The following is a 24,209-nucleotide window of genomic DNA, read 5'->3' as shown; positions in this document are numbered from 1 at the left end:
GTTTAAGGATGGATTGGAGTTGATTGAATGAGTGGGACACTCAATATAAACGATATTTTTCAAATGGTAAAAAAGCGCATGGCACTCATTTTTATCATCACAACCCTTATTACGGCAATAACGGGTATCGTTAGCTTTTTTATTCTTTCACCTGTTTACCAAGCTTCTACACAAATCTTGGTCAATCAATCCAAGGAAAGTACAGAACTTTACAATATAGGTGAGATTCAAACCAATATTCAATTGATTGAGACTTACGGAGAGATCATCAAAAGTCCAATGATGTTGGAAAAAGTAAAAAATCGACTGAATCTTGACATTTCAAATTCAGCGTTATCGGAACAAATCGAAATCGTAAGTAAGGGTAATTCACAAATATTTACCATTAAAGTTGAAAGCACGGACCCTAAACTTGCTGTAAATGTCGCCAGTACAATTACGGACATCTTCCAAGATGAAATAAAAGCGCTAATGAATGTGGATAATGTCAATGTCTTATCCAATGCAACTATAGGAGATAATTCCTCACCCATAAAACCGAATCCGATCACGAATATGATCTTCGCATGTTTTGCAGGGTTGGTTATAAGTTTAGTTCTTACATTCTTGATCGAATTTTTAGACAATACAATCAAGGTTGAATCTGATATTGAAGATCATTTAAAGATGCCGATGCTAGGCATCGTTAATTTAATGGAAAATAAAAAAAAACGAAAAAAATAGATTGATAATCACAACCTCAAGAGGTGAAAAGCTTGACACGCAATGAACGGCATAAAAAGACGGAGATTAAGAAAAGGAGCAGTATTTCTATGTTGAAATCGAAATCTCCGGTTGTAGAGCAGTATAGGACGATCCGAACGAATCTTCAATTTTCCGCTGTGGAAAAAGACATAAGATCCATGATTTTCACCTCAGCAAACGCAGGTGAAGGAAAATCAACCACTTCAATTAATGTCGCAGCAGTTTTTGCACAGCAAGGGAAACGTATCCTCATCATAGATGCGGATTTGAGAAAGCCCAGTGTTCATACTAACTTTAACATGGAGAACTACCTGGGGTTAACGAATGTCATATCAAAGCAAAACAAATTACATGATGCTGTACAACCTTCCATATACCCAAATTTAGATGTGTTGACAAGTGGACCCATTCCTCCTAACCCATCGGAGTTGCTTGGGTCAAACGGAATGGTGACATTGTTGGATGAAGTAAAGATGAATTATGATTTGGTTATTCTGGATACGCCGCCTGTTAATGCTGTTACAGATGCTCAAATACTAGCGAATATGACAGATGGAGTCGTTTTAGTGGTTAGCAGCGGAAGTACTGAAATACAGCAAGCAAAAAAAGCGAAGGAATTACTTGAAAATGCCAATGCAAAGCTTTTAGGCGCAATCCTAAATAAGAAAAAACAAAAACATCCTGACGAATACTACTACTATGGTAAATAAAATAAGCAGTTTGGAATTTGATTTAGCATTCGTAGTTAGGCCAAAGAGGGGATACCAATGATTGATATTCATAGTCACATTTTACCCGATATCGATGATGGGGCTGGAAATATCCAGGAAAGTATAGAAATGGCGAGAAAAGCCGTAGAACAAGGAATCACCAATATCATTGCAACCCCTCATTATAATAGGGGGATATATGAAAATGATAAAGAAAAAGTGTTGGAGGAAACTAGAAAAATAAACCGAGTACTTGATGATCTGGAAATCCCGCTAAAAGTATGGCCTGGGCAGGAAATCAGGATATCCGATGAACTTATGGATGATTATGATAATAATAAAATCATGGGCTTGAATGGTTCGCAGTACATCCTTCTCGAACTTCCTTCAAACCATGTGCCAAGATATACGGAACGATTAATCTATGATCTTCAAATGAAAAGAATGACACCGATCATTGCTCATCCAGAGCGGAATTTGGAAATAATAAAAAATCCGCAACTTCTAAAAGAACTAATTTGGAAGGGGGCGTATACACAAATAACAGCAGGGAGCATCACAGGTAAATTCGGATGGAGAACAAAAAGATTTTCCAAATTTTTAGTTCACTCGGGTCTTACTCATTTTATTGCTTCAGATGCTCATAATGTTGGAAACAGAGGTTTTCAAATCAGGGAAGCACAAAAGATGATTGAAAAGAATTTTGGACAAGAAGTAGTGAATGCCTTTAATGAAAATGCCGAGAATGTTTTGTACGGGATGAAAGTCAAGGAACTCTTGTTTGATTAAAAATATTTATATGAGGAGAAGTAGATTTGACATATTATAACCGGCTTTTCACATTAGTCATACTGGACGCCATGATTGTTGTGATAGCTGTATTTTCAAGTTATTGGTTATTACATCCATATGATGAAATACCGGCTTTTGCACTGAATAGTACGCTTATTTTGCTTGTGTGTCATTATTTCTTTACTGCTTATTTGAAACAGTATAAAAAGGCTTGGGAATACGCCAGTATCAGGGAAATGTTCAATATATTCAAAGTGACTGCATTTGCTATTACCATTACTACCTTCTTTCAGCTGTACTTTACCACCTTTCTATATATAAGAGAACTTTTCATTACATGTATCCTTTATATGGCCATGATTGGGTGCTCACGTTTGGCATGGAGAGTCTATTTTGATAGATACATTAAGCAATCGCCGAATAAAAAAAGAACGTTGATCGTTGGAGCCGGATCTGCTGGGATGATGATGACTAGTCAGTTGTTAAAATCCAGCAATATAGAATTAGTCCCTGTTGCATTCGTTGATGATGATAAAACGAAGCTAAGTTTAGAAATCTTCAACATACCAGTAGTAGCAGTAACAAAACATATTTCTCAAGTGGTTGAGGAATATAAGATCGAGCATATCGTCATTGCGATTCCTTCTTTGAAAAGGGAGGAACTAGATTCAATTTTTACAGAATGCACCAAAACTTGTGTAAAGACTCAAATTGTCCCTAGCCTTGAAGCGATTGTTCAAGGAAAGGTTCCTATTAATGAATTGCAAGATATCCAGATGGAGGACTTATTGGGGCGCTCACCCGTTCAACTTGATGATAAAGGTATTTCGGAAAAGATTGTTGAGAGTACTATTTTAGTAACAGGTGCGGGCGGTTCAATTGGCTCAGAAATCTGCCGTCAAGTCATGAAATATAGTCCAGCTAAAATTATATTGCTTGGACATGGTGAAAACAGCATTTACGCGATTGAGTTGGAGTTGCTGGAGGCCTATGCAAGTACAATTGAGATTGTGACCGAAATTGCAGATATTCAGGACCGCAGGAGGATGTTTCAGGTCATCGATCAACATCGTCCTAACATCGTCTATCATGCAGCCGCCCATAAACATGTCCCACTTATGGAGTCCAACCCTAAAGAAGCGGTGAAAAATAACATCATAGGCACGATGAATGTTGCGGAGGCATCGGAGGCTGGCATGGTGAATATTTTTGTCATGGTGTCCTCGGATAAAGCCGTAAATCCGACAAGTATAATGGGTGCCTCTAAATGTTTAGCAGAGATGATGATCCAGCATAAGAGTTTGTCGAGTCATACAAAATTTGTAACGGTCCGATTTGGAAATGTACTTGGCAGTAATGGTAGCGTCATCCCGCTCTTCAAAAAACAAATAAAAAAAGGGGGACCTTTGACAATTACTCATCCGGACATGATTCGCTATTTCATGACCATTCCGGAAGCTTCAAGATTAGTCATTCAGGCAGGAGTTCTGGCCAAAGGCGGAGAGGTATTTGTACTTGATATGGGTGAACCTGTAAAAATTGTGGATTTTGCTAGAAAGCTCATCCAACTGTCAGGTTACAACGTTGAAGACATTGGGATAACCTATACTGGAATTCGGCCAGGTGAAAAATTATACGAAGAACTACTTGGGGAAGATGAGGTTTATTTAAATCAGATCTATCCAAAAATTCATATTGGGAAACCAAGAGAGGTAAATTGGAATGCAATAAAGGATATTATCACAACATACGATGTCTTGAGCGAAGAAACGTTAAAAGAAAGAGTGTTGAATTTAGCAAATTATAGGACGAATAACAAAATTCCCGTTCCGTGACAATGACTCATATCCCGAACCTAGAGAAGGTAAAGCGAGTGTTTACATTCTAGCAACCTTGTATTCCAATGAATGCAATAGAAGTGAAGAGAAATGAAGAATAATAGAAAAAAACGATTGGAAATACGATAAGAATAGCAATTAAATACTGTAAAACTATCTGAGGATTTCCTTCGTTTACTTTTAAGGATCCACAATGGTGATTTAGGAGGAAAAAATGAAACGGGCTTTTGAATTATTGATATCTTGTCTGGTGCTCATATCCAGTTCAATTCTTATGCTGCTTATCGTCATCCTCATCCGTTTGAAATTAGGTTCACCTGTCATTTTTAAGCAGGAGCGCCCAGGCCTTAATGGGAAATCATTTTATCTGTATAAGTTTAGAACGATGACAGATGAAAAAGATGAAAAAGGGGATTTGGTTCCTGATGAGAAGAGATTAACCGATTTTGGGAAATTACTTAGAAAATTAAGTTTAGATGAATTGCCTCAGTTGATTAATGTTATCAAAGGCGATGTGAGTTTTGTAGGGCCTCGGCCATTATTAATGGAATATCTCCCATTATATACTCCCGAACAAGCAAGGAGGCATGATGTCCGTCCAGGAATGACGGGTTGGGCACAAGTGAATGGCCGCAATGCAATCTCGTGGGAGAAAAAGTTCGAGCTTGATGTCTGGTACGTAGAAAATAAATCCTTTTTATTGGATATGAAAATCATATATCTTACCTTGATTAAGGTATGTAAACAAGAAGCCATTACCCAAGAAGGGCATGTGACAACCCGAAAATTTGTTGGATAATAGGATGAATGAAGTTGATTGACCATATACCAAAATAATTCAAATGTATTGAACTTTGAGGGAACACCAGTAAACCTCTAACTCCTATAGATACTTTTCTTAAAGAAACACTAAACTAGATAAGTGAGAAGTGATTTAAATTGAAGAAAATCGTAATAATCGGTGCAGGCGGGCACTCAAAAGTTGTGCAAGATATGATTGAAGCAACGGGTGAGTATCGGCTCATGGCTATTTTGGATGACCAATACGAAGTGCTGAAAAAAAAGGGAAATATATATCTTGGCCCCATCTTATGCTTTAAAAGCTTGTGTATCCATTTTGAATGTAAGGGAATTATTGCGATAGGCAGGAATGATTTAAGGTTAAAAATCGTAAACGAGCTGAATTTGGATGTAATGGATTATGAGACAGTCATTCACCCCACTGCTGTAGTGGGTAAAAATGTATCGATAGGAAAAGGAACAGTCATTATGCCGAATGTCGTCTTGAACGCGGGCGCGAGAGTGGGGAATCACGTCATCGTTAATACGTCTTCTGTCATTGAGCATGATACTCAGCTTAATGACTTTATCCATATAGCTCCTAGTGCAACCCTGACTGGAGCTGTCAGGATCGGAACTGGAACCATGATAGGAGCTGGATCCACCGTCATACCAAACATCACGATAGGTGTATGGTGTACGATTGGGGCCGGATCGACCGTTATTAAAGACATTCCTCATGCATCTATCGCTGTGGGGTCCCCAGCAAGGATAATAAAATAAGGAGTGTGTGGGATGGAGTATAAAAGATTGTATCTTTCGCCTCCTCATATGAGTGGGAATGAACAAATGTACGTTAGCCAAGCGTTCGAGACAAATTGGATTGCGCCTCTAGGACCGAACGTAAATGCTTTGGAAGAAGGATTTGCCAAATATGCAGGCACTAAAGGGGCATTGGCAGTAAGTTCAGGGACAGCAGCCATTCATTTGGCATTGCAAGTATTGGGAGTCACCAGTGGTGATACCGTATTCTGTTCTTCATTAACTTTTATAGCCAGTGCAAATCCTATCGTATATCAAGGGGCGAAGCCTGTCTTTATCGATTCTGAATCAGATACTTGGAATATGTCTCCTAAAGCATTGGAAATGGCTTTTGAAGACGCTAGGAAAAAACGGGAAACTCCAAAGGCTGTCATTTTAGTGCATCTATTTGGTCAGAGTGCAAAGGTGGATGAAATCAAGAACATTTGCAGGAAATATAAAGTTGCTTTGATTGAGGATGCCGCAGAATCCCTTGGTAGTACGTATAAGGGGAAGCAAACAGGAGCGTTTGGTGATATAGGGATTTATTCGTTGAATGGAAATAAAATCATTACAACTTCTGGTGGGGGTATGCTTGTTTCAAATAACGAAGAATTTTTGCATAAAGCTCTCTATCTATCTACTCAAGCACGTGACCCAGCCATTCACTATCAGCATAGCGCAATTGGATATAACTATCGTTTAAGTAACATTCTAGCTGGAATTGGTCGTGCCCAATTGGATGTATTGGATGAGCGTGTAAAAGCACGGAGAAAAATCTTTGATCGGTATAAAAAGTCGTTGGCAAACATAGCTGGCATCACCTTTATGCCAGAGCTAAAAGATACGATGGGGAATCGCTGGCTGACGGCCTTAACAATAGACGACAAAATCACTGGAGTACGTTACAGTGATGTGATTAATGCGTTAGAAGCAAGAAATATTGAATCAAGGCCTGTCTGGAAACCATTACATTTACAGCCCATCTTTAAAGATGCAGCATTTTTTACAGAAAGCGGCGATAAAAGCATTTCAACTATGTTATTTGAACAAGGTCTATGTTTACCATCCGGTTCCAGCATGACATTAGAAGATCAAGAGCGGGTTGTGAAAATCGTAAAGGAAGTAATTGAACCGTCCAAAATAGCTCGATGAATTTTTCGTCGTGTCATACGAGTCAAATCATTAGAGGACCGTGACATACATTTTACATTGAGATAAACTAAGCCCGCTTTAACAGTATTTAAACTTCCTTACAATGAAAAGGAGGCCAAACAAAATATGAGAATTACCTTTAAACAGATTTATCAAGATATCGACAAGTTAGTTTGTTTATCCAATAAACATAAACGAAATGGTTTGAATTGCAGAGAGATTGAAAAAACAAGAAAAAGACTAGTTGAAAATATAAAAGCCATAGAGCTTCATACCATCGTTTTCAATAATGAAGATTCTGGATAAATAGTCCCTGATATTATCTTTTCCTTCGGAAAAAAGGTTTCATTTTTGGAAGCCTGTTTAAATCTATGATAGAAATGAGCGTGCCTATGAAGATCGGTGATAAAGTGAATTATAAATCAAGTGAATATAAAATTATTTACATCTATAGAAATGATTTAAAAGTCGAGCTTCTTTCACTTGATTGTAAGCATGGGAAATTCGAATTGGCACATATATCTCATCTGAAGAAGACAAATCCTGATTATGCAGAGAATTCACAAAAAGTGCCCCATTATGACTATCGATGAGTAAGGGTTGTATTTTATTTTCTTGTTTCTAAAATAGAATAGAAATTGACACACCACTCCGGATGTTGGTCAGGCTGTCGGGAAGCTCTCCACAGTCTTTTTCTTTCCTTTGTTTTTTATCTATTCACCGCTTTAATTAGGCTTATTCCAATGTTATGACTTACCGCATCAACTATAGGGTCATAAAAAGACTATGTTTCTATCGATATTTTATTGAATCTTGATGGGGAATTTAACCTGTGCATAATCATATTCTTCTCCCTCAAAATAATTTCCACCAGGAGGAACTGCATTTCTTTTAATAGTTTCTCTCTACAAATCCTCGATAAAAGAAGGATGTTTTTTTGTCAAGAACATACAGATATTTTAAAAAAGATTCATTGTATGTAAATTTTGCAAAATAGATGGTTTCTAAAATGAAATGCTTCATTGCTAGTTTGGAATTTTATTACTAATCCCAATTATATATAACCACTATTCGTAATAGGATATTTTCATTACCTTTCTAATTCCTTAACTGTACAGAGCTTGGGATAGTATTCGATGGTCATGCTGTTGCTCAAAAATATCTAAAAGTGAGTCAATTTCGAGCAGGTTATCAACTGGAAAGAGTGTTTTACTGATACCTATATGGGATTCCAAGCCCGGATAAGTTTCAAAAATTGATTTTCCTGTACCGTATATGAAACGACGCTGGAATAAAGTTATGGTAAATTTGGGTAGTAAGTAGTGTGTGTTTTCTGTTATTTTGAAAATATGTGTGGGGTTTATAAAAATTAGGTATTAATACTCATTGTATGTATCGATAGTTATAATAAGAATATATGAAAATCAATAAAGTTAAAGGTGATTGTATGAATCGATTTAATGACCGTTATTCAAAACTGCTGTATCATTTATTTTATGAGGATAACTGGTGTAGTTTAAACGAACTATCAAAAAAAACAGGTTATTCGAAAAGCACTTTATGGCGGGATATATTACATATGAGTTCCAATCTTCCACCTGAATGGAAAATTGAAAAGAATGAAGTTCAGGGCGTAAGATTATTGAAACCTAAAAACGGCACCTTGGAAGAACTTTGGTTTCATCTTAAAAGCGAAAATACCTATTTTCAAACCTTGGAATTAATTCTTTTTAACAATGGAGTAACGATAAAATACATTACTCAAAAAGTACATATTAGTCGCTCCACAGTGTACCGCCAGTTAGAGAAAATAGAAGAAGTATTAAAAAGTGCCGAAGTTCAATTATCGAATAGTCCGTTTAAAATTGTTGGGGATGAAAAAAAGGTTAGGCGATTCATCATGCAGTATGTAGAGTATATGTCGGGCAATTTGAATAACTTTATTACATCTTTTGATCTTAAGGAGTTTCAAGACACTCTATTGGAGCTATTGAAGGAACATTCAACTTCTTTGCATATGGGTGCAATACAAAGGCTAGCGATAATCCTTCATATCTCTAACATTCGCATAACACATAATAGTTTTGTGACATTCCCAAAAGTGGTAATCGATGAAAATGAAACATCCAAAGCATTTGAAATATCAAAGAAACTTTTCAAGTTCATGGAAAAGTGTCCAAATAGGGAGAAACAGATTCGAGAAATTTTATTTCTTTCTTTATATCTAATGAGCGAAGAAATGTCTTTAAACCGTACCCAAGAGCTTCGGTACATTCGTTCCAAACTTAATTCGGATAGCGGTAAGCCTTTAAGTCAATTTCTAAGTAATTTATCTAAAAAAATTGGGTTGGATGTTTCTCAGGACGATATTTTCATGTATGAATTTGCGCAAACTCTTCGTGGGATCTCCTTTGATTTTCAATTAAAAACAGATACTAGAATAAATAATATTTTACAATTCGTTCCTTATTTTGAAAAAAACCCGTTATTCGGAATTATTGAAGAAATAGCAAAATATATCTCGGAAGAATTTACTATTTCTTTTGAAAATATAGAAATATTAGAAATATTCATGTTGGTCCAAGCCTCAATCTTAAGAAAAAAAAACCAGATGGTTATAGAGACAGCATTAATTTGTCGTTCATATGTAGAGAAAGATTATATTCGTGAGGTATTAAAACATCATTTTGGGAACCAGCTTAATATTTATGTAATGGATTTTTCCGATATAGATTCACTTTTCAGAAAAAATGGTTTTGATATTTTAATAACCACGGATTTAGGGCAGTTAATTAATATTGAGCACATTCCTGTTTATAAAGTTTCTTCATTTCCAACTCCTTCCGAATTAAAAGAAATTAAGATGTTCACTCGAAAGAATTTTATTGATAGGTATGGTTTAAACCCTAATATCTTATATCCATTTGAAGAAGATATTGATTGAGGTTAGTCTTCAACATTTAATTTCATCACTATGTCCTTTTACCCCTGAACAGTAATATGCAGCTAATAAACTACCTCGTCATTAAGCCTTGGTCATTCTTTTTTCTCCAAAGGGGGAAGGTTAAAAGCATTACTTATCTGACAGAAGTTTAAGGGTTGATATCATTTACAATAGATAAGGGAGCACCAAATGACCAAAGCGAAAACGCCAAACATTCACTTCCCAATTTAAACCACAGATCATTCTCTTATTTTCAAAATTTTAAAACACGAATGGATACCCTTTGATACCTTTATCACGGAAGCGATATCTGAGATCAGAAAGTGAACGAATCGAAAACATTTCCCTACTTCCCAGCTTGAATTTTGGAAATGATGTTAAATGGTAAAATAAGCTCAACTATAGGCTGCATTCCTTCTTTAATTAAATATTCGGACCTAAATGGGTTAGTGATATTTCCAACATATTTGCTAAGGTCATCCACAAGTGTAATTTTAGATCAAAATGCTGGGTGTCCGTTGAAAGGTTGGGTCTCTTTATTGATGTGGTCACTTTAACGATTTGGCAGCAAATCATGAACCTGTAGTGCAATGCTGTAACGGAGGAAAGAGTTTGAACCACCGTCGCTATCAGGGGCTTTCTAAAGGAAATGGCCCAGGTACAATACCTGGGCCATTTCCTTTAGGAACTTTTTATACTGTTCAAATAATGTGTGACAGTTCTCTTTTTTTAAGGTTGTTTTAACGAAATTTATTGAGTTGTAACATATTCATTTTTCCCTGCACGCATTCCAACAATAAATATAAGTGCAGATATTACTACCAACATTAATAAGGGAATTGTCCAGCTGTGTGTAACGTCATGAAGCAATCCGAATAATATTGGTCCAATGGCAGATAAGAGGTACCCGAATGATTGAGCCATTCCTGATAATTCTGTAGCTTCATGGGTATTTTGTGTTCGAAGACTAAAGAACATCATGGATAAACTGAATATGGTACCGACTCCAATCCCGATCAATATCATGCATACCGGGATGAATAGAGTACTGCCGTACAATATGCCGAATATCCCTGTAATAAGGAAGATGACAGGTGGGACCACTAACAGACGCTGACTTTGTAAGCGGCCAGCTAAAATGGGCACAATGAATGTTATAGGAATGACGGCAAGTTGCATGATGGATAGCATCCAACCAGCTTCATCAGCGTTAAGGCCTTTTTGCTCCAGGATTTCCGGCATCCAGGTAATGACTGTATAGAAGATAAACGATTGCAATCCCATGAAAAAAGTGATCTGCCAGGCTAAACCAGAACGCCATAAGTTAATCTTTTTAAACTTTTGAGCCGTTTGTACATCCTTACCTGACTTGAATGGCCGTCTTAATTGCGGCATCCAAAAGAAAATTGTAATAAGAGATAAAATCCCCCAACATCCAAGGGCACCAGCCCATCCCAATCCTGATGAAGAAGCAATGGGAATGCTGATCCCGGAACCTATTGCGCCACATAAATTCATGGACACTGCATAAGTCCCTGTCATCAAACCGATATTCCTGGCAAAGTTATGTTTAATCAGACTGGGCAACAATACATTGCCGATTGCGATGGCTAACCCGATTAAAATGGTCCCTATGAACAATGTCTGCACTCCGCCAACGGAGCGTATCCCAATCCCGATAGTTAATAATATCAAAGATAGGAAAAGGGTGAGCTCCATTCCAAAACGCCGTGCTATCCTAGGTGCAAATGGAGATAGTAATGCGAAAGAAAGCAAAGGTAATGTCGTTAATGAACCTGATAGTGTATTGGATATCCCCAAATTATCACGGATCGAAGTGACAAGGGGGCCAACCGATGTTAAGGGAGCCCTTAGATTGGCCCCAAGGAGAATGATCCCGATGATGAGTAGTCCAAATCTGGGTTTAATATCCATTTTGGTTTGTTCTAGTTGATTTGCCGCTTGATGAATGCCCATAATCTCCTCCTTACTTACTCTAAAGATTTCTTGAATTGTGCAATGTATTCATTCACTGTTTCGATTGCCCGGTTCACATCTTGTTCGATGATGGCATCTACTAGGTTACAATGAATGTTCAAATGAAGGTTCGCATCAGAACTCATCTCGACTATCTGATGGATGGAATCATGCAGGGAGTCTTCCATATGTTCGTATAAATCAATCAATAAATCATTATGTGATGAACCCATAATCGATTTATGTAACTGTATATCCGCTTCTTCGTAAGCCTTGATATCCTTTGCTTCAGCAGCTTCACAGCATGCTTTTATATAAAACCGCAATCGTTCTATATCTTCTTGGTTCCGTCTTAATGCCGCTAACTGGGCTCCCTCTCTTTCAAGGGCATGACGGACCTCTAATGTTTCCAATAAACTTGACTGCTGAATCCTTCTTTGCAATGCAGCCCCCAAGGTACTTGATGACCTTACAAATGTCCCCTTTCCTTGTTTCGTTACTAAAAGACCAGCATAAACAAGTGATCGTACAGCTTCTCTTAATGTATTTCTGCTTACATCGAACTGTTGGATCAAATCCATTTCAGGTGGAATCTGCTTTCCAATTTGCCATTCGCCTGATTGGATTAAGGATTCAATTTGGGAAACCACTTGCTCTACAAGTGATAAGCGATTTGTTTTAGATATGGTCAATATTTACACCTCAAATTTGTAGGATGATTGGTTCATTGGTTATTTTAACATATGTATGTTGAAAATGGAGCATAGGGAGTATTTTTAACCAATTTTATTTCCATCCTTAACTTTAGCTGCTTAAAGGGCAAAAGGTCTTATTAGGACAATAGAAAAAATTCCAGTTGATTTCAGAAATCCGCTCCCTTTCCGCCGACTGTCTGCCAAGCCTCCTCAGCGCAAGCGCCTGCGGGGTCTCGTCTAGCCCGTTATTCGGCAGGAGTGTCGCAAATTTCTTCAATCCAATAAGGATTACAGTTAAAAACCATGAAGGATAACCTAGTCTTAATCAAGGTTCGAGATGAGACCAGCCTGCAGTTTTTTCTAAAATGTTCCAGTTGATTTCAGAAATCCGCCGTCTGTCTGCCAAGCCTCCTCGACGCAAGCGCTTGCAGGGTCTCGTCTAGCCCGCGGAAAGCGAGTGCCTGTAGTTCCAATCAACGTCCAAATTGTACAAACTTTAAAAAAACTGTAGGCAAACTCGATTTTTTCGAGTTTGCCTACAGTCTGAAATCCCAGATAATAAGATTCGGGGATTTTAATAATATTTCTATTTTTTTTGTTTGACAATAAAAGAGAGAAGGATAAATATTCCCAAAGTTACAAGACATACAGTGGTCCCGATTATGTTTTGCTTATTAAAGATGAATGCTAAAAAGATGATGCTCAAGGCTGTGATAGCTAATATGGTCGTATATGGGTACCATTTTACCCGGAAACCTGGTTTGCCTTTGTATTGTTTACGCAGCTTCAATTGTGCGGAACAAATACTGATCCATAATAATAAAACTGTGAAGCCAGGGATGGCCATAAGGTAGCTTAATATCAGATCAGGTGTCAAATATGATAAAAACACACCAGCCAATATACATAATGTAGTTAAAAATATACCATTAAGCGGGATTCCCTTTTTAGTTGTCCTTAAAAATGCCTTAGGGGCTTCGCCGTTCTGGGAAAGAGTAAACAGTGTCCTTGAGGTAGCGTATATCCCTGAATTTGCAGCTGATAAGACAGCTGTTAAAAGGACGAAATTCATAATATCAGCTGCTCCGGGAAGACCTGATAAGCTGAAAACCTGTACGAAAGGACTTACTTCAGTGCTTACTTGGTTCCAAGGTATAACCCCGCAAATAATAAATATTGGGAAGACATAAAAAAGAATCACCCGCCATACAGTTCCTTTAATGATTTTTGGTATGACTCGCTGACTATCTTTTGTTTCCGTGACGGCTACACCTATTAATTCTGCACCCCCATATGAAAACATTACAACCAAAAGTGCACTTAACATTCCGTCAATTCCATTGGGGAAAAAGCCCCCATGTTCCGTGTAATTAGAAAAAGAAGCCGAACTAGGAAAAAGTCCTAACATGATCAAAGCTCCTAAAATAATAAAAGCAATTAAAGTTATTATTTTTATACCTGCAAACCAAAACTCGAGTTCACCATAGTATTTTACTTGAAACAAATTTATTCCTATTATTACTGAAGCGCAAAGTATACTTAACAGCCATAATGGTATTGAAGGAAACCAATATTGTAGAAAGCTCCCGGCTGCGACTATTTCTACAATGATCACGATAATCCAGTTAAACCAATAGAGCCATCCGGCAATGAAGGATAGTTGAAACCCAAAAGCTTTATTTATGAGATGCTGTACATTCAAATTAGGAAAAGCGGTAGCCATCTCTCCTAGTGCCGCCATTACAATAAATAACAAAAGTCCCCCTATTAAATAGGCTATCACGACACTTGGACCTGCCATATTTAATGTATCTGAACTCCCCTTAAAAATCCCTGTCCCTATCATTCCGGCTAAAGCAATAAACTGGACATGCCTAGGCAATAAACCCTTTTTTAAATCTTGATGAGTCTTTTCCATTTTATTCATGCCTTTCTTTCGCTATTTTAATAAAATGTTAATTTCAGTAAAATTAAAAGTTCTTCTGTCAATGAACGCTTTTACGTACTAAAGTACTATATTAATATATCACGATTCGGGAAAATGTCAATTTAAGCAGGGGAACGGAAAATTATTTTGTAACAGTAAAGAAAGAATTTCCTTTATTATCTTAAAAGTACTTGGATTTTATGAAAAATTAACCTGATAGTTGATTTTTTTAGAGATGTAGGCATTTAATAAAAAATGATCGGAAGTTAAATGATTGAATTAAACAAGTGCCACGAGCAAACAAAATTCCGTTATATTGCATGATTACTGTCATTTTGTTTGATGGTGAATAAGATGTTTTAACCAGTTCAAGTCCTTCTATAAAAACGAATTAGGAAATGTTCATATATGTAAGGTTGTGATTGCGGTTTTCAATTTGGCGGAGATTTCGCCTTTATAGTCGTTTTGTTTATCCTTTTAGTGATTGTTGGAGTTAGCATTTGCGGCGGCGGTGCACGGGTTATGGAAACATACTGCTGAATACAAAAAACCGTCCTTGATAGGTCGGTTTTTCTATGACATATAAGGTGTTGGAGCAGGCTAGCTAATGAGACTACCCGTTCTCATATAAAAAGGGGAGAGGAAGCGGCTGTAGGTTTTCGGTTTCTTGTACCGGTCCAATTTCCCTTAGAAATTCCAAATAACCGGTATATACCTGCGAGGCCATCCCTAAATATTGCAATTCAGTGTGGATGATACCCATCCTTGGTGAATGGAGCATATACATTTTTTCATCCCTCCTTTCAAATAAGGCCAGTCTCATAAAGGAGTTATTCCTAGGCTTTACTGATATGAATGTCTTGTCCATGGGGGATAATTCATATTCATTTGATGAAGGATGCTCCGGGTTCGAAGGATTCTGCATTTCTTTCTTCTACTACCATGCGCAACCCACTCTTAGGTCTGAGCGTAAGGGACGGAAGGGGGGTTACTTCATGATGGTCAGGTGCAATCTTAATCCTATATCGTTGAGCAATGCAGGCCAGGACAAGCACCGCTTCCATCATGGCAAAATGATTGCCAATACAAACCCGCGGCCCTCCGCCAAAGGGAAAGTAAGCGAACGCAGGCAGGCTTTTCAAATAGTTGTTATCAAATCGTTCAGGAATAAAAGATTCAGGTTGATCAAAATACTCTTGATTATGCTGCATCAAATAAGAACTTATTAGGATCATATCGCCTTTTTTAAAGTGAAATCCTCCTATTACAACATCCTCCGACACATCCCGGGATAAGATATAAAGTGGCGGGTACATGCGAAGTGTTTCATGAATGATCTTTTGAGTATATTGTAATTTCATGAAATCGTCAGGCTCGGGTTTCCGGGCACCAATTATGCTATCCACTTCATAGAAGAGTTTAGTTTGAACTTCAGGATGCTGTGAAAGTGCGTACAGTGCCCAAGAAAGAGCATTTGCTGTAGTTTCATGACCGGCAAGAAAAATAGTCATTAACTCATCACGTACCTGATGGTTTGTCATTCCTAATCCGTCTTCGGCAACTCGGGCATCCATCAAGATTCTAAGCATGTCTTCGTGTTTTCCTGTATCGTTCTTCCGTTTTTCAATAATTCCATAAATCACTTTATCAAGTCTTTGTATCGCCTTTTTATATTGACGGTTGATTTTAGTTGGCACCCATAATGGCATACGGAAAAGCTTTCTCATCCTTTTGACTGCGATTCTTAAAGCTGTTTCCAGCGGTTTCCCAACAATTTCATAGCCATCTTTGAATTCCATGCTGAACATGGTCTTGCTGATTATCCCGAGAGTGATGTCCAACATATCCTTCGTGATAATCCGTTCATCATTATGTTTCCAAAAAGTTGATATATAATCCAATGTGGTATCAATCATATCCGTGGCGTAATGGCTAATATGAGTCTTTTTGAAGGAAGGTTGAATAAGCCTTCTCTGACGCATATGAAAGTCCTTTTCGCTTGTAAGTAGACCTTCACCGATAAGTGGTTTCAATACATTGAAGTCCTTTGATTTGACGAAGGATTTTTGTTTTGTTACGAGTATTTGTTTTATTAGATCAGGATTTAAAACAAGGTAAACATTTTGGAATGGTCCTAAACGGAATTTAGCAACCTCCCCATATTCCTTGGCCAATCGGGTAAGAAAGCCGAGGGGATCTGTTTGAAATTCCTTTGTATGTCCGGAAATCAGCCTTCCTTTTGGAACTTTTGGAGAATCACGGAAGGCACCATCAGTTTGGCTCAAGTTGTTTTCCCCCTTTCTTTAAAATAATTCCATGTAATCATTCTATGAGGATAAACTAAATCGGTTTGGACAAGTCGTTAAAGAAAGGGCGGATAATATAAATATGGCTATATATAGAAATGAAAAGAAGTAAACTTGCAGAAACCATAGAAAAACTCTGGAAAAATAGCGCCAGAGTTTTTTATGAGAGCTTTAGATTAAGAAGATGTGGGAAACGGTTCTCGGCAGAGTAAACTTTTTGTATTGATAGGGAGCTTAACTTCTTTCTTCATCGTTTCCATGTTGGAAATGATCATTTTTTTCATTAATGGGTCCACCAAATTGTTCATTGATTTCCTTAACCACTTGATCTAAAAATTCATCGGATATTATCGGATTTTTTGTTTTTGTGTGCATGTGATTCTCTACAATCCTTTCTGGATATCATGTGTTTGGATCACTTATGAAATATACTTATCAACATAACCTCAGTTACAATGAATTATTCTTTTTCTGTGCAAATTTTCACGGGCTTTTCCATTCATATTCATAAATCGCTTAAACCTTATGGTACGGGGGATATGTTTTTGGGTTCATTTTACAATCAATGGGGTGATCCGACAGCTACTCTCGTAACGGTATATGAGGAGGGAGGTGGAGCTAATTAGACAAAGGTATCTAAGAGGACTGCTTGTGGAAGAAGTCTTTTTTACCGGTGATATCACAGGAATTCAAGAAGATGTGAAAATAGCCCAATCACTTCTTGGTAACTGGGCATGAGCAATATTAACTTCATTAAGGAACCAACTGTCTTAAATATGTTATTAGCTGATCACGAAGTTCAGGTCGTTTCATGGCGAAATCAATTGACGCTTGAAGAAAGCCGAATTTATCCCCGACGTCATATCGATGTCCCTCAATGATATACGAATATAATGGTTCCTTTTCTAGCAAAAGATCCAAAGCTTCGGTAAGCTGGATTTCCCCCTTAGGATCTGGCTTTACGGTTTCGAGGATTTCAAAAATGGCAGGCGTTAAAATATATCGGCCAATAATCGCCTGTGTTGAGGGTGCCTCCTCGACTTTTGGCTTTTCCACTAAGTTTTTTACCAAAAATAAATCCTCATATTGTTCTTGGAAATTTACAATCCCGTACTTGGATACATCGGCAGGTAACACTTCCTTACACCCGATAATGCTCGCTTGAACCTTGTTATACCGTTCCATTAACTGCTTCAAGGCTGGGACCCGGCTATCCACGATATCATCACCTAACAGGACTGCAAAAGGTTCGTCTCCAATAAACGTTTTGGCACATAAAACTGCATGCCCCAGACCCAATGGTTCCTTTTGTCTTACATAGTGAATATCCACCATATTGGAAATGTTCTCCACGGTTTTTAGCAGATCATTTTGTCCTTTCTTTTGTAAAAGCATTTCAAGCTCAATGGATTTATCGAAATGATCTTCGATGGCACGTTTGTTTTTCCCTGTAACGATGATAATATCTGTAATCCCTGATTGTACCGCTTCCTCGATAATATATTGAATGGTCGGCTTATCGACAATCGGCAGCATTTCCTTTGGTTGAGCTTTCGTAGCGGGTAAAAATCGTGTTCCTAAACCGGCTGCTGGAATCACGGCTTTCTTTATCATAGCCCAGCCCCTTTTTAAGGTTCTTTTATCTCGCTTTTCGTTCTACCGTTCATTTTATGTGTTCATTGGTTGACCTATATCAAAAAAGGTTAAAATAAATCCCTGAAAAAGAATAGATTTACTATTGAAGCAAATATTATGGATATATGAAATTTGGTCAAGAGGTGTATATTTTGCCAATTGAAAATCAAGAGAGAAAACAAATCCTTTTTGCCTTACTTGTCATCGTTTTATATCTTTCCCCTTTATTCATCCTTGGAGAAAATGCGCATATTCGTGTACATGATAATTTGGATTCCAACCTTGCCTGGTATAAAGTACTTTCGGAGAGCGGTGAATTATTCGGTGCAATAGACGCCAAAATTCCACAGATTATGAATGGGCTGCCAAGAAATGCGTTTGGCAGTGAATTCAGTATTATCGTGTGGCTGTATGCACTTTTCCCGACAATGGTTGCATATGCAATAAGCCAGGCATTAACAAGATTCATTGCTTTCTTTGGTATGTATATCCTATTAAAAAAACATTTGGTTACAGGGCGCCAATCAGGATGGATTAGGATTGGAACATCCTTGGCCTTTGCCCTTACCCCATTTTGGCCATCGGGAATGCTCAGTACCCTTGGGATGCCGCTAGCCCTTTGGGCTTTTTTGAATATCCGCAGCAAGGACCATTCGTGGAAGAATTATTTGGTCCTTACACTTTTACCGCTTTATTCAAGCATCGTGCTTGGCTTTTTCTTTTTTCTTGTTGCAATGGGCTTCCTTTGGATATCGGATGTGATCAGGAGAAAAGGGTGGAATTTAAGGTTTCTACTTTCAATCGTGTATATGACGGTCATTTTTGGTCTGGTCGAGTATCGGCTGGTCGCTTCCTTCATTTTTGATTCGGAGCCGAACAGCAGAGATGAATATTTTCATGCAAGGTTGCCGCTCGAGTGGGTCATCAAGCTTACTTTCAAAAATTTCGTCCTTGGACATACGCATGTCATGACTGTACATGCGCTTATCATCCTGCCGATTACAGTCTTTGCCCTTTATATCATTTTGACCAAAAAGCTATGGAGACAGGAAAAGATATTTGTTTTTTTGTTCGGCTTGAATTTTATGCTTTCCGCGTGGTACGCATTTTGGTTTTATAAAGGCTGGCTTCCTTTAACGGAAAGGTTTCACACTCTGGATACCTTTAATTTTGCCAGATTTCACTTTTTAAGGCCGATGGTGATTTACTTGGGGTTTGCCCTCGCGATAAAAATCATCTGGGAGCACAGCGATTATGCCAAGAAAACCCTTTCAATCTTCATAGCCGTTCAAATTATGATCTTAATGGGTTTCAATGAAGAAATCACTTACAATAAAAAACCATCTTTTAAAGAGTTCTATGCAGAAAGCCTTTTTCAGGAAATAAGAGATCATATTGGCCTTCCACAGGAAGAATATCGGGTCGCGAGCATTGGCCTACATCCTGCGATTGCCCAATTTAATGGGTTTTACACGCTTGATAGCTATAACAATTTCTATCCGCTTACTTACAAACATCAATTTCGTCAAATAATTGAAAACGAATTGGCTAAGAATAAAAACATCAGAATCTACTTTGATGAATGGGGAGGGCGTTGTTACCTATTTACCGATGAGCTTGGGAAGCATTATATGTTCAAGAAAGGCTCGAAGAAAGAGCTGGAAAATTTGGAACTTAATGTGGATGCGTATAAAGGGTTAGGTGGCAAGTATATATTTTCTGCTATACCAATCAACAATGCGAAGGAAAACGGGTTGGTCCTGGAAAGGATTTTCACAAAGAAAGGAAGTGTTTGGAAAATTCATTTATACAGAGTCATGTGAAAAGGGGGGAATATTGTGAATTCACCGATAGTAACGATTGTTGTACCTTGTTATAACGAAGAAAGCGTTTTGCAGGATACCATTTCCCAGCTTTGTGGATTGGTGAGGGGTTTAGTCGAAGAAAACGTTGTATCCGATAAAAGTAAAATTCTATTGGTTGATGATGGAAGCAAAGATCAAACATGGAAGATCATTTATAAAGAAACGATAAACAATGAATTTGTTCGTGGGCTAAAGCTTTCCCGGAATGCAGGTCATCAAAATGCACTTCTGGCAGGAATGTTTACAGCCAAGGAAGCCTCGGATTGTGTGATTTCCATTGATGCAGATTTGCAGGATGATATTCAAGTCATCCCTGAATTCATTCGGAAATTCAATGAAGGTTGTGAAATTGTATATGGTGTCCGCCAGAAAAGGGACCTTGATTCATTTTTTAAACGAACATCTGCAACTGGTTTTTATAAATTGATGAACAAGATGGGGGTTAACCTTATCTATAATCATGCCGATTTCCGGCTAATGAGCAAAAGGGCGATCGTGGAGCTGGAACAATTTGAAGAAACGAATCTTTTTTTACGGGGAATCGTCCCGCTCATTGGGTTCAAGACGGACACTGTTTATTATGACAGAAAAGAAAGATTGGCTGGGGAAACGAAGTATCCATTAAAGAAGATGGTTGCCTTTGCGCTTGATGGCATTACTTCTTTTTCAGTTACGCCGATCCGGCTTGTATTATGGCTAGGGTGTCTTTCCTTTTTCATTAGCTTACTCTTTGGGTCATACTTTTTATGGTTAAAGTTTTATGGACAGACCGAAACGGGCTGGACCTCATTAATTACCTCCATATGGTTGATCGGTGGACTGCAGTTGATTGCTGTCGGCTTGATTGGGGAATATATCGGTAAAATATATAATGAATCCAAACGCCGGCCTAAATATATTGTTGATCTGGATCTATTTAATCCGCTCGATTTAACAAAACGGGAGCAACTAGACAATGAACGGAACAGTATTGAAAAACTATCTAAAACACACTAATTCCTTTATCCGCTTTTTATTGGTTGGAATAGTCAATACAGCGGTTGGACTTTCCATCATGCTTTTTCTCATGAATGTTCTTGATTTATCTTACTGGATCTCCACCTTTTTCGGCAATGGTTCGGGAGCTGTAACGAGTTTTCTGTTGAACAGGACATTTACCTTTAAAAGCGATATAGACTTGCGGAGAGGAGTTGCCCGTTTCTTTTGCGTCATCCTGATTTGTTATGCCGCCGCTTATTCTTTAGGACAAGCCATTGCAGAATCGATGGAAGGATCCGTTCATTTATCCATGCAGCAAAATGTGGCTGTACTGATTGGAACAATCTTTTATACAGTACTTAACTATATTGGCCAGAAATACTTTGTCTTTAAGAAAAGTAATTTGAGACCAATTCAAGAAGGAAGGAACTAATTAGAGTGGATCATTGGGAATAATGAATAATGCCCTCTGATTGGATGGAAATTAAAGTTGACTATCCAAGCGGGGGCAGAACTGTTTAATGGGAAAGGCGAATTAGTTGATTGATTAGATAGGTATTCAGTTTCGTTCTTCGCTGTCTCCATGGTGGCTGATGATTTTTCCTTTTGTGGACCGCCATATTGTTCATTGATTGGTTAATGCTTTGACCTGAAACCTTCTTTTTTAGACATGTCATTCACCTCTTTCCTTCCTTCAATCATTTGTTTTGATGCCTTATGTAATATACGTCATGAACAAAACCTCACTAACAATAAATTATTCTTTTTCCGTGTAAAATTTTCATTTACTTTTCCATTTCACGGGAGTATGATAATCAACAGTTTCATATTTCTAAATCGCTTAAACCTTATGGTACGGGGGACCCGTTATAGGGATTGTTTTTCAATCCAAGGGGTGAATCCTTTCAAGGTAAAGGTAGGGCTACTCTTAGGTCCGAATCCGACAGCTAACCTCGTAAGCGTTATATGAGAAGGAAGGTGGAGCTTGTCAGACAAAAAAAATGATGTCTACAGGTCTATTTAGCCATGACTTGTAGGCATTTTTTATTTCGTCTTGTTTTTTGCAATAACTGGGGGAACATAAATTTATAACTAAAATATGGTGGTGAATACTTGATGTTATCTTCTATAAAGAGGTTCTTGATAGGGAGACCTTTAAAATCAAATGCACTTGGCGAACAAAAGCTAAACAAAACTAAGGCTTTAGCCATCCTATCTTCTGATGCATTGTCTTCGGTTGCTTATGGACCGGAACAAATATTGATCGTTCTCATCACGGTCGGTGCCGCGGCATTCTGGTATTCAATCCCGATAGCAATCGGGGTATTGATCCTGTTAATGGCCTTGATCTTGTCCTATAGACAAATCATTTTTGCCTATCCCCATGGCGGGGGAGCCTATGTGGTTTCAAAAAACAATTTAGGCATCAATCCAGGGTTGATAGCTGGAGGATCCTTATTGGTCGATTATATATTAACTGTCGCTGTAAGTGTTTCTGCAGGAACGGATGCCATCACGTCCGCTTTTCCAGGCCTGCATTCATATAATGTCGGCATAGCCATCATTTTCGTCATTCTACTTACCATCCTAAATCTTAGGGGGGTTACGGAGTCGGCCTCTGTTTTGGCCTATCCGGTGTACCTATTCGTTTTAGCATTGTTCATCTTGATTGGTGTAGGAATTTACAAGATCTTGACAGGAGGAGTTTCACCGGAATTGCACGCGCCAATCGGGACCCCGGTAGCGGGTATCAGTTTATTTATACTGCTAAGAGCATTTGCATCAGGCAGCTCCGCATTGACAGGAGTCGAAGCGATTTCCAATGCGATCCCGAACTTTAAAGATCCAGCCCCGAATAATGCTGCAAAAACTTTAATAGCGATGGGGTCCTTACTAGCTGTATTATTTTCGGGAATCGTATTCTTAGCCTATTATTTAAGCATTGTTCCCAGCGCAGAGGTCACGGTCGTCTCGCAGATTGCTGAAGAGATCTTTGGACGGAATTTCATGTACTTCTTCATTCAAGGTACGACTGCCTTGATCTTGATACTGGCCGCAAATACTGGCTATTCGGCATTCCCGCTGCTTGCGGTAAATCTTGCAAAGGATAAATTCATACCAAGGGCGTTTACGATTAGAGGGGACCGATTAGGATATTCCAATGGAATTATCATACTGGGGCTTGCGTCCATCATCTTAATAGTAGCATTTGAAGGACATACAGAAAATCTAATTCCACTTTATGCTGTAGGGGTATTTATACCATTTACGCTGTCCCAGACCGGGATGATCGTTAAATGGCTCCGCGAAAAGCCAAAAGGCTGGGTGGTTAAATTAACAATTAATTCAATTGGTGCCATTATTAGCCTGATCGTCACGATGATATTCTTTTTAACCAAATTTACTCAGGTATGGTCTGTTTTGATTTTTTTACCAATCATCATTTTAATTTTTCATCGAATTAGAAAGCATTATGAAGCAGTTGGTGACCAACTGAGGATTACAACTTGTGAGCCCATCTTACCAATAGAAGGGAATATCATTCTTGTACCTGTGGCGGGTATAACTCATGTGGTTGAGAATTCCTTAAATTATGCTAAATCTCTTTCAGCACATCAGATCATTGCCGTTTATGTTGCTTTTGAAAGAGAAGATGAAAAGAAATTCGAAGAAAAATGGAAAAAGTGGCAGCCTGATGTTAGACTCGTCACACTGAACTCTTATTACAGAAGCATCATTCAGCCATTAACTAAGTTTGTGGATACAGTTGAACATAAGGCGAGTGAATCTAACTATAAAGTTACAGTGATCATCCCGCAATTCATTCCGAAGAAGGGTTGGCACAATATTCTTCATAACCAATCAAGTTTACTGATCCGGGCCTACTTACTTTATAGAAGAAATGTAGTTATTACGACAGTGCCATATCATTTGAAGAAGTAATTTAAGAATAGAAGCAGACCTTGATCAGGTTTGCTCAGACTGTAGGTAAATTCGAAGAAAGCGAATTTGCCTACAGTTTTTTTCTTTAAAAAACGTTCCAGTTGTTTTCAGAAATCCGC

22 protein-coding genes, 1 pseudogene and 1 riboswitch are annotated in these 24,209 nt (G+C 38.1%); of the genes and pseudogenes, 16 read left to right on the top strand and 7 right to left on the bottom strand.

Annotation, left to right across the window (positions count from 1 at the left end):
- The first annotated feature begins 27 nt into the window (after nucleotides 1-27).
- The 10 genes from QUF86_RS00990 (at nucleotide 28) to QUF86_RS00945 (ending at nucleotide 9,764) form a co-directional block, all read left to right on the top strand.
- Nucleotides 28-723, top strand: coding sequence for a YveK family protein (locus QUF86_RS00990; protein ID WP_289333349.1), 696 nt, complete (start codon nucleotides 28-30; stop codon nucleotides 721-723).
- Nucleotides 724-812: 89 nt separating this feature from the next.
- Nucleotides 813-1,454: a CpsD/CapB family tyrosine-protein kinase gene (locus QUF86_RS00985; protein WP_289323874.1), complete on the top strand. Its 642-nt coding sequence runs from the start codon at nucleotides 813-815 to the stop codon at nucleotides 1,452-1,454.
- 57 nt (nucleotides 1,455-1,511) lie between these two features.
- Nucleotides 1,512-2,243 (top strand): tyrosine-protein phosphatase, encoded by a 732-nt coding sequence (locus tag QUF86_RS00980; RefSeq protein WP_289333348.1) that lies wholly within the window; start codon nucleotides 1,512-1,514, stop codon nucleotides 2,241-2,243.
- A gap of 26 nt (nucleotides 2,244-2,269) precedes the next feature.
- Complete coding sequence (locus tag QUF86_RS00975; protein WP_289333347.1) at nucleotides 2,270-4,081, top strand: polysaccharide biosynthesis protein; 1,812 nt, start codon at nucleotides 2,270-2,272, stop codon at nucleotides 4,079-4,081.
- A gap of 217 nt (nucleotides 4,082-4,298) precedes the next feature.
- The gene (locus QUF86_RS00970; protein ID WP_289333346.1) at nucleotides 4,299-4,883 is read left to right on the top strand and encodes a sugar transferase; all 585 of its coding nucleotides are present in this window, start codon (nucleotides 4,299-4,301) and stop codon (nucleotides 4,881-4,883) included.
- A gap of 140 nt (nucleotides 4,884-5,023) precedes the next feature.
- Nucleotides 5,024-5,647 (top strand): acetyltransferase, encoded by a 624-nt coding sequence (locus QUF86_RS00965; protein WP_289333345.1) that lies wholly within the window; start codon nucleotides 5,024-5,026, stop codon nucleotides 5,645-5,647.
- Between the two features lie 12 nt (nucleotides 5,648-5,659).
- Nucleotides 5,660-6,820: a DegT/DnrJ/EryC1/StrS family aminotransferase gene (locus tag QUF86_RS00960; protein WP_289317762.1), complete on the top strand. Its 1,161-nt coding sequence runs from the start codon at nucleotides 5,660-5,662 to the stop codon at nucleotides 6,818-6,820.
- Nucleotides 6,821-6,946: 126 nt separating this feature from the next.
- Nucleotides 6,947-7,126, top strand: coding sequence for a hypothetical protein (locus QUF86_RS00955; RefSeq protein WP_289317761.1), 180 nt, complete (start codon nucleotides 6,947-6,949; stop codon nucleotides 7,124-7,126).
- Between the two features lie 86 nt (nucleotides 7,127-7,212).
- Complete coding sequence (locus QUF86_RS00950; protein ID WP_289333343.1) at nucleotides 7,213-7,413, top strand: hypothetical protein; 201 nt, start codon at nucleotides 7,213-7,215, stop codon at nucleotides 7,411-7,413.
- An 854-nt stretch (nucleotides 7,414-8,267) separates the two neighbouring features.
- Nucleotides 8,268-9,764 (top strand): BglG family transcription antiterminator, encoded by a 1,497-nt coding sequence (locus QUF86_RS00945; RefSeq protein ID WP_289333342.1) that lies wholly within the window; start codon nucleotides 8,268-8,270, stop codon nucleotides 9,762-9,764.
- A gap of 750 nt (nucleotides 9,765-10,514) precedes the next feature.
- Here the strand turns inward: QUF86_RS00945 and QUF86_RS00940 are convergent.
- The 3 genes from QUF86_RS00940 to QUF86_RS00930 form a co-directional block, all read right to left on the bottom strand.
- Nucleotides 10,515-11,699, bottom strand: coding sequence for a CynX/NimT family MFS transporter (locus tag QUF86_RS00940; protein ID WP_289318473.1), 1,185 nt, complete (start codon nucleotides 11,697-11,699; stop codon nucleotides 10,515-10,517).
- 56 nt (nucleotides 11,700-11,755) lie between these two features.
- The gene (locus QUF86_RS00935; RefSeq protein WP_289317758.1) at nucleotides 11,756-12,433 is read right to left on the bottom strand and encodes a FadR/GntR family transcriptional regulator; all 678 of its coding nucleotides are present in this window, start codon (nucleotides 12,431-12,433) and stop codon (nucleotides 11,756-11,758) included.
- A 589-nt stretch (nucleotides 12,434-13,022) separates the two neighbouring features.
- The gene (locus QUF86_RS00930) at nucleotides 13,023-14,354 is read right to left on the bottom strand and encodes an amino acid permease (RefSeq protein WP_289333340.1); all 1,332 of its coding nucleotides are present in this window, start codon (nucleotides 14,352-14,354) and stop codon (nucleotides 13,023-13,025) included.
- Between the two features lie 426 nt (nucleotides 14,355-14,780).
- Here QUF86_RS00930 and QUF86_RS00925 point away from each other — a divergent pair.
- Nucleotides 14,781-14,903: pseudogene (locus QUF86_RS00925) on the top strand (YjcZ family sporulation protein); the annotation flags it as partial.
- A gap of 73 nt (nucleotides 14,904-14,976) precedes the next feature.
- On the opposite strand, the gene QUF86_RS00920 reads toward QUF86_RS00925, so the two are convergent.
- The 3 genes from QUF86_RS00920 to QUF86_RS00910 form a co-directional block, all read right to left on the bottom strand.
- Nucleotides 14,977-15,150, bottom strand: a complete 174-nt coding sequence (locus tag QUF86_RS00920; RefSeq protein WP_289333339.1) for a hypothetical protein — start codon at nucleotides 15,148-15,150, stop codon at nucleotides 14,977-14,979.
- A gap of 97 nt (nucleotides 15,151-15,247) precedes the next feature.
- Nucleotides 15,248-16,648 (bottom strand): cytochrome P450, encoded by a 1,401-nt coding sequence (locus tag QUF86_RS00915; RefSeq protein ID WP_289333338.1) that lies wholly within the window; start codon nucleotides 16,646-16,648, stop codon nucleotides 15,248-15,250.
- A 255-nt stretch (nucleotides 16,649-16,903) separates the two neighbouring features.
- The gene (locus tag QUF86_RS00910) at nucleotides 16,904-17,044 is read right to left on the bottom strand and encodes a bacitracin ABC transporter ATP-binding protein (RefSeq protein ID WP_289317754.1); all 141 of its coding nucleotides are present in this window, start codon (nucleotides 17,042-17,044) and stop codon (nucleotides 16,904-16,906) included.
- A gap of 237 nt (nucleotides 17,045-17,281) precedes the next feature.
- Here QUF86_RS00910 and QUF86_RS00905 point away from each other — a divergent pair, with 237 nt between their 5' ends.
- Complete coding sequence (locus QUF86_RS00905) at nucleotides 17,282-17,407, top strand: hypothetical protein (RefSeq protein WP_289333337.1); 126 nt, start codon at nucleotides 17,282-17,284, stop codon at nucleotides 17,405-17,407.
- 15 nt (nucleotides 17,408-17,422) lie between these two features.
- Here QUF86_RS00905 and galU read toward each other — a convergent pair whose 3' ends face one another.
- The gene (gene galU, locus QUF86_RS00900; RefSeq protein WP_289333336.1) at nucleotides 17,423-18,283 is read right to left on the bottom strand and encodes a UTP--glucose-1-phosphate uridylyltransferase GalU; all 861 of its coding nucleotides are present in this window, start codon (nucleotides 18,281-18,283) and stop codon (nucleotides 17,423-17,425) included.
- Nucleotides 18,284-18,462: 179 nt separating this feature from the next.
- Between galU and QUF86_RS00895 the strand changes: the two genes are divergently transcribed.
- The 4 genes from QUF86_RS00895 to QUF86_RS00880 all read left to right on the top strand — a co-directional run bounded on the left by QUF86_RS00895 (nucleotide 18,463) and on the right by QUF86_RS00880 (nucleotide 24,090).
- A complete protein-coding gene (locus tag QUF86_RS00895; RefSeq protein ID WP_483313942.1) occupies nucleotides 18,463-20,127 on the top strand; it encodes a DUF6044 family protein in 1,665 nt (554 codons plus the stop codon).
- Nucleotides 20,128-20,142: 15 nt separating this feature from the next.
- A complete protein-coding gene (locus tag QUF86_RS00890) occupies nucleotides 20,143-21,165 on the top strand; it encodes a glycosyltransferase family 2 protein (protein ID WP_289333334.1) in 1,023 nt (340 codons plus the stop codon).
- Nucleotides 21,125-21,580: a GtrA family protein gene (locus QUF86_RS00885; RefSeq protein ID WP_289333333.1), complete on the top strand. Its 456-nt coding sequence runs from the start codon at nucleotides 21,125-21,127 to the stop codon at nucleotides 21,578-21,580. The genes QUF86_RS00890 and QUF86_RS00885 overlap by 41 nt, the downstream gene beginning before the upstream one ends.
- 395 nt (nucleotides 21,581-21,975) lie before the next feature.
- A riboswitch (cyclic di-AMP (ydaO/yuaA leader) is annotated at nucleotides 21,976-22,125 on the top strand.
- A gap of 138 nt (nucleotides 22,126-22,263) precedes the next feature.
- Nucleotides 22,264-24,090 carry an APC family permease gene (locus QUF86_RS00880; RefSeq protein WP_289336175.1) on the top strand — a complete coding sequence of 609 codons (1,827 nt, stop codon included), beginning with the start codon at nucleotides 22,264-22,266 and terminating at the stop codon, nucleotides 24,088-24,090.
- The last annotated feature ends 119 nt before the right edge of the window (nucleotides 24,091-24,209 follow it).

Source organism: Peribacillus sp. NJ11 (genome assembly GCF_030348405.1).
GTDB lineage: Bacteria > Bacillota > Bacilli > Bacillales > DSM-1321 > Peribacillus.
The sequence above is the reverse complement of the archived record's forward strand: the minus strand, read 5'-3'. Positions and strand labels throughout refer to the sequence as shown.

Coding starts and splice junctions, on each gene's coding strand:
- QUF86_RS00880 (WP_289336175.1), top strand. CDS start 22,264: ATGTTATCTTCTATAAAGAGGTTCTTGATAGGGAGACCTTTAAAATCA.
- QUF86_RS00990 (WP_289333349.1), top strand. CDS start 28: ATGAGTGGGACACTCAATATAAACGATATTTTTCAAATGGTAAAAAAG.
- QUF86_RS00885 (WP_289333333.1), top strand. CDS start 21,125: ATGAACGGAACAGTATTGAAAAACTATCTAAAACACACTAATTCCTTT.
- QUF86_RS00930 (WP_289333340.1), bottom strand. CDS start 14,354: ATGGAAAAGACTCATCAAGATTTAAAAAAGGGTTTATTGCCTAGGCAT.
- QUF86_RS00945 (WP_289333342.1), top strand. CDS start 8,268: ATGAATCGATTTAATGACCGTTATTCAAAACTGCTGTATCATTTATTT.
- galU (WP_289333336.1), bottom strand. CDS start 18,283: ATGATAAAGAAAGCCGTGATTCCAGCAGCCGGTTTAGGAACACGATTT.
- QUF86_RS00955 (WP_289317761.1), top strand. CDS start 6,947: ATGAGAATTACCTTTAAACAGATTTATCAAGATATCGACAAGTTAGTT.
- QUF86_RS00985 (WP_289323874.1), top strand. CDS start 813: ATGTTGAAATCGAAATCTCCGGTTGTAGAGCAGTATAGGACGATCCGA.
- QUF86_RS00950 (WP_289333343.1), top strand. CDS start 7,213: ATGAAGATCGGTGATAAAGTGAATTATAAATCAAGTGAATATAAAATT.
- QUF86_RS00920 (WP_289333339.1), bottom strand. CDS start 15,150: ATGTATATGCTCCATTCACCAAGGATGGGTATCATCCACACTGAATTG.
- QUF86_RS00970 (WP_289333346.1), top strand. CDS start 4,299: ATGAAACGGGCTTTTGAATTATTGATATCTTGTCTGGTGCTCATATCC.
- QUF86_RS00960 (WP_289317762.1), top strand. CDS start 5,660: ATGGAGTATAAAAGATTGTATCTTTCGCCTCCTCATATGAGTGGGAAT.
- QUF86_RS00980 (WP_289333348.1), top strand. CDS start 1,512: ATGATTGATATTCATAGTCACATTTTACCCGATATCGATGATGGGGCT.
- QUF86_RS00940 (WP_289318473.1), bottom strand. CDS start 11,699: ATGGATATTAAACCCAGATTTGGACTACTCATCATCGGGATCATTCTC.
- QUF86_RS00910 (WP_289317754.1), bottom strand. CDS start 17,044: ATGCACACAAAAACAAAAAATCCGATAATATCCGATGAATTTTTAGAT.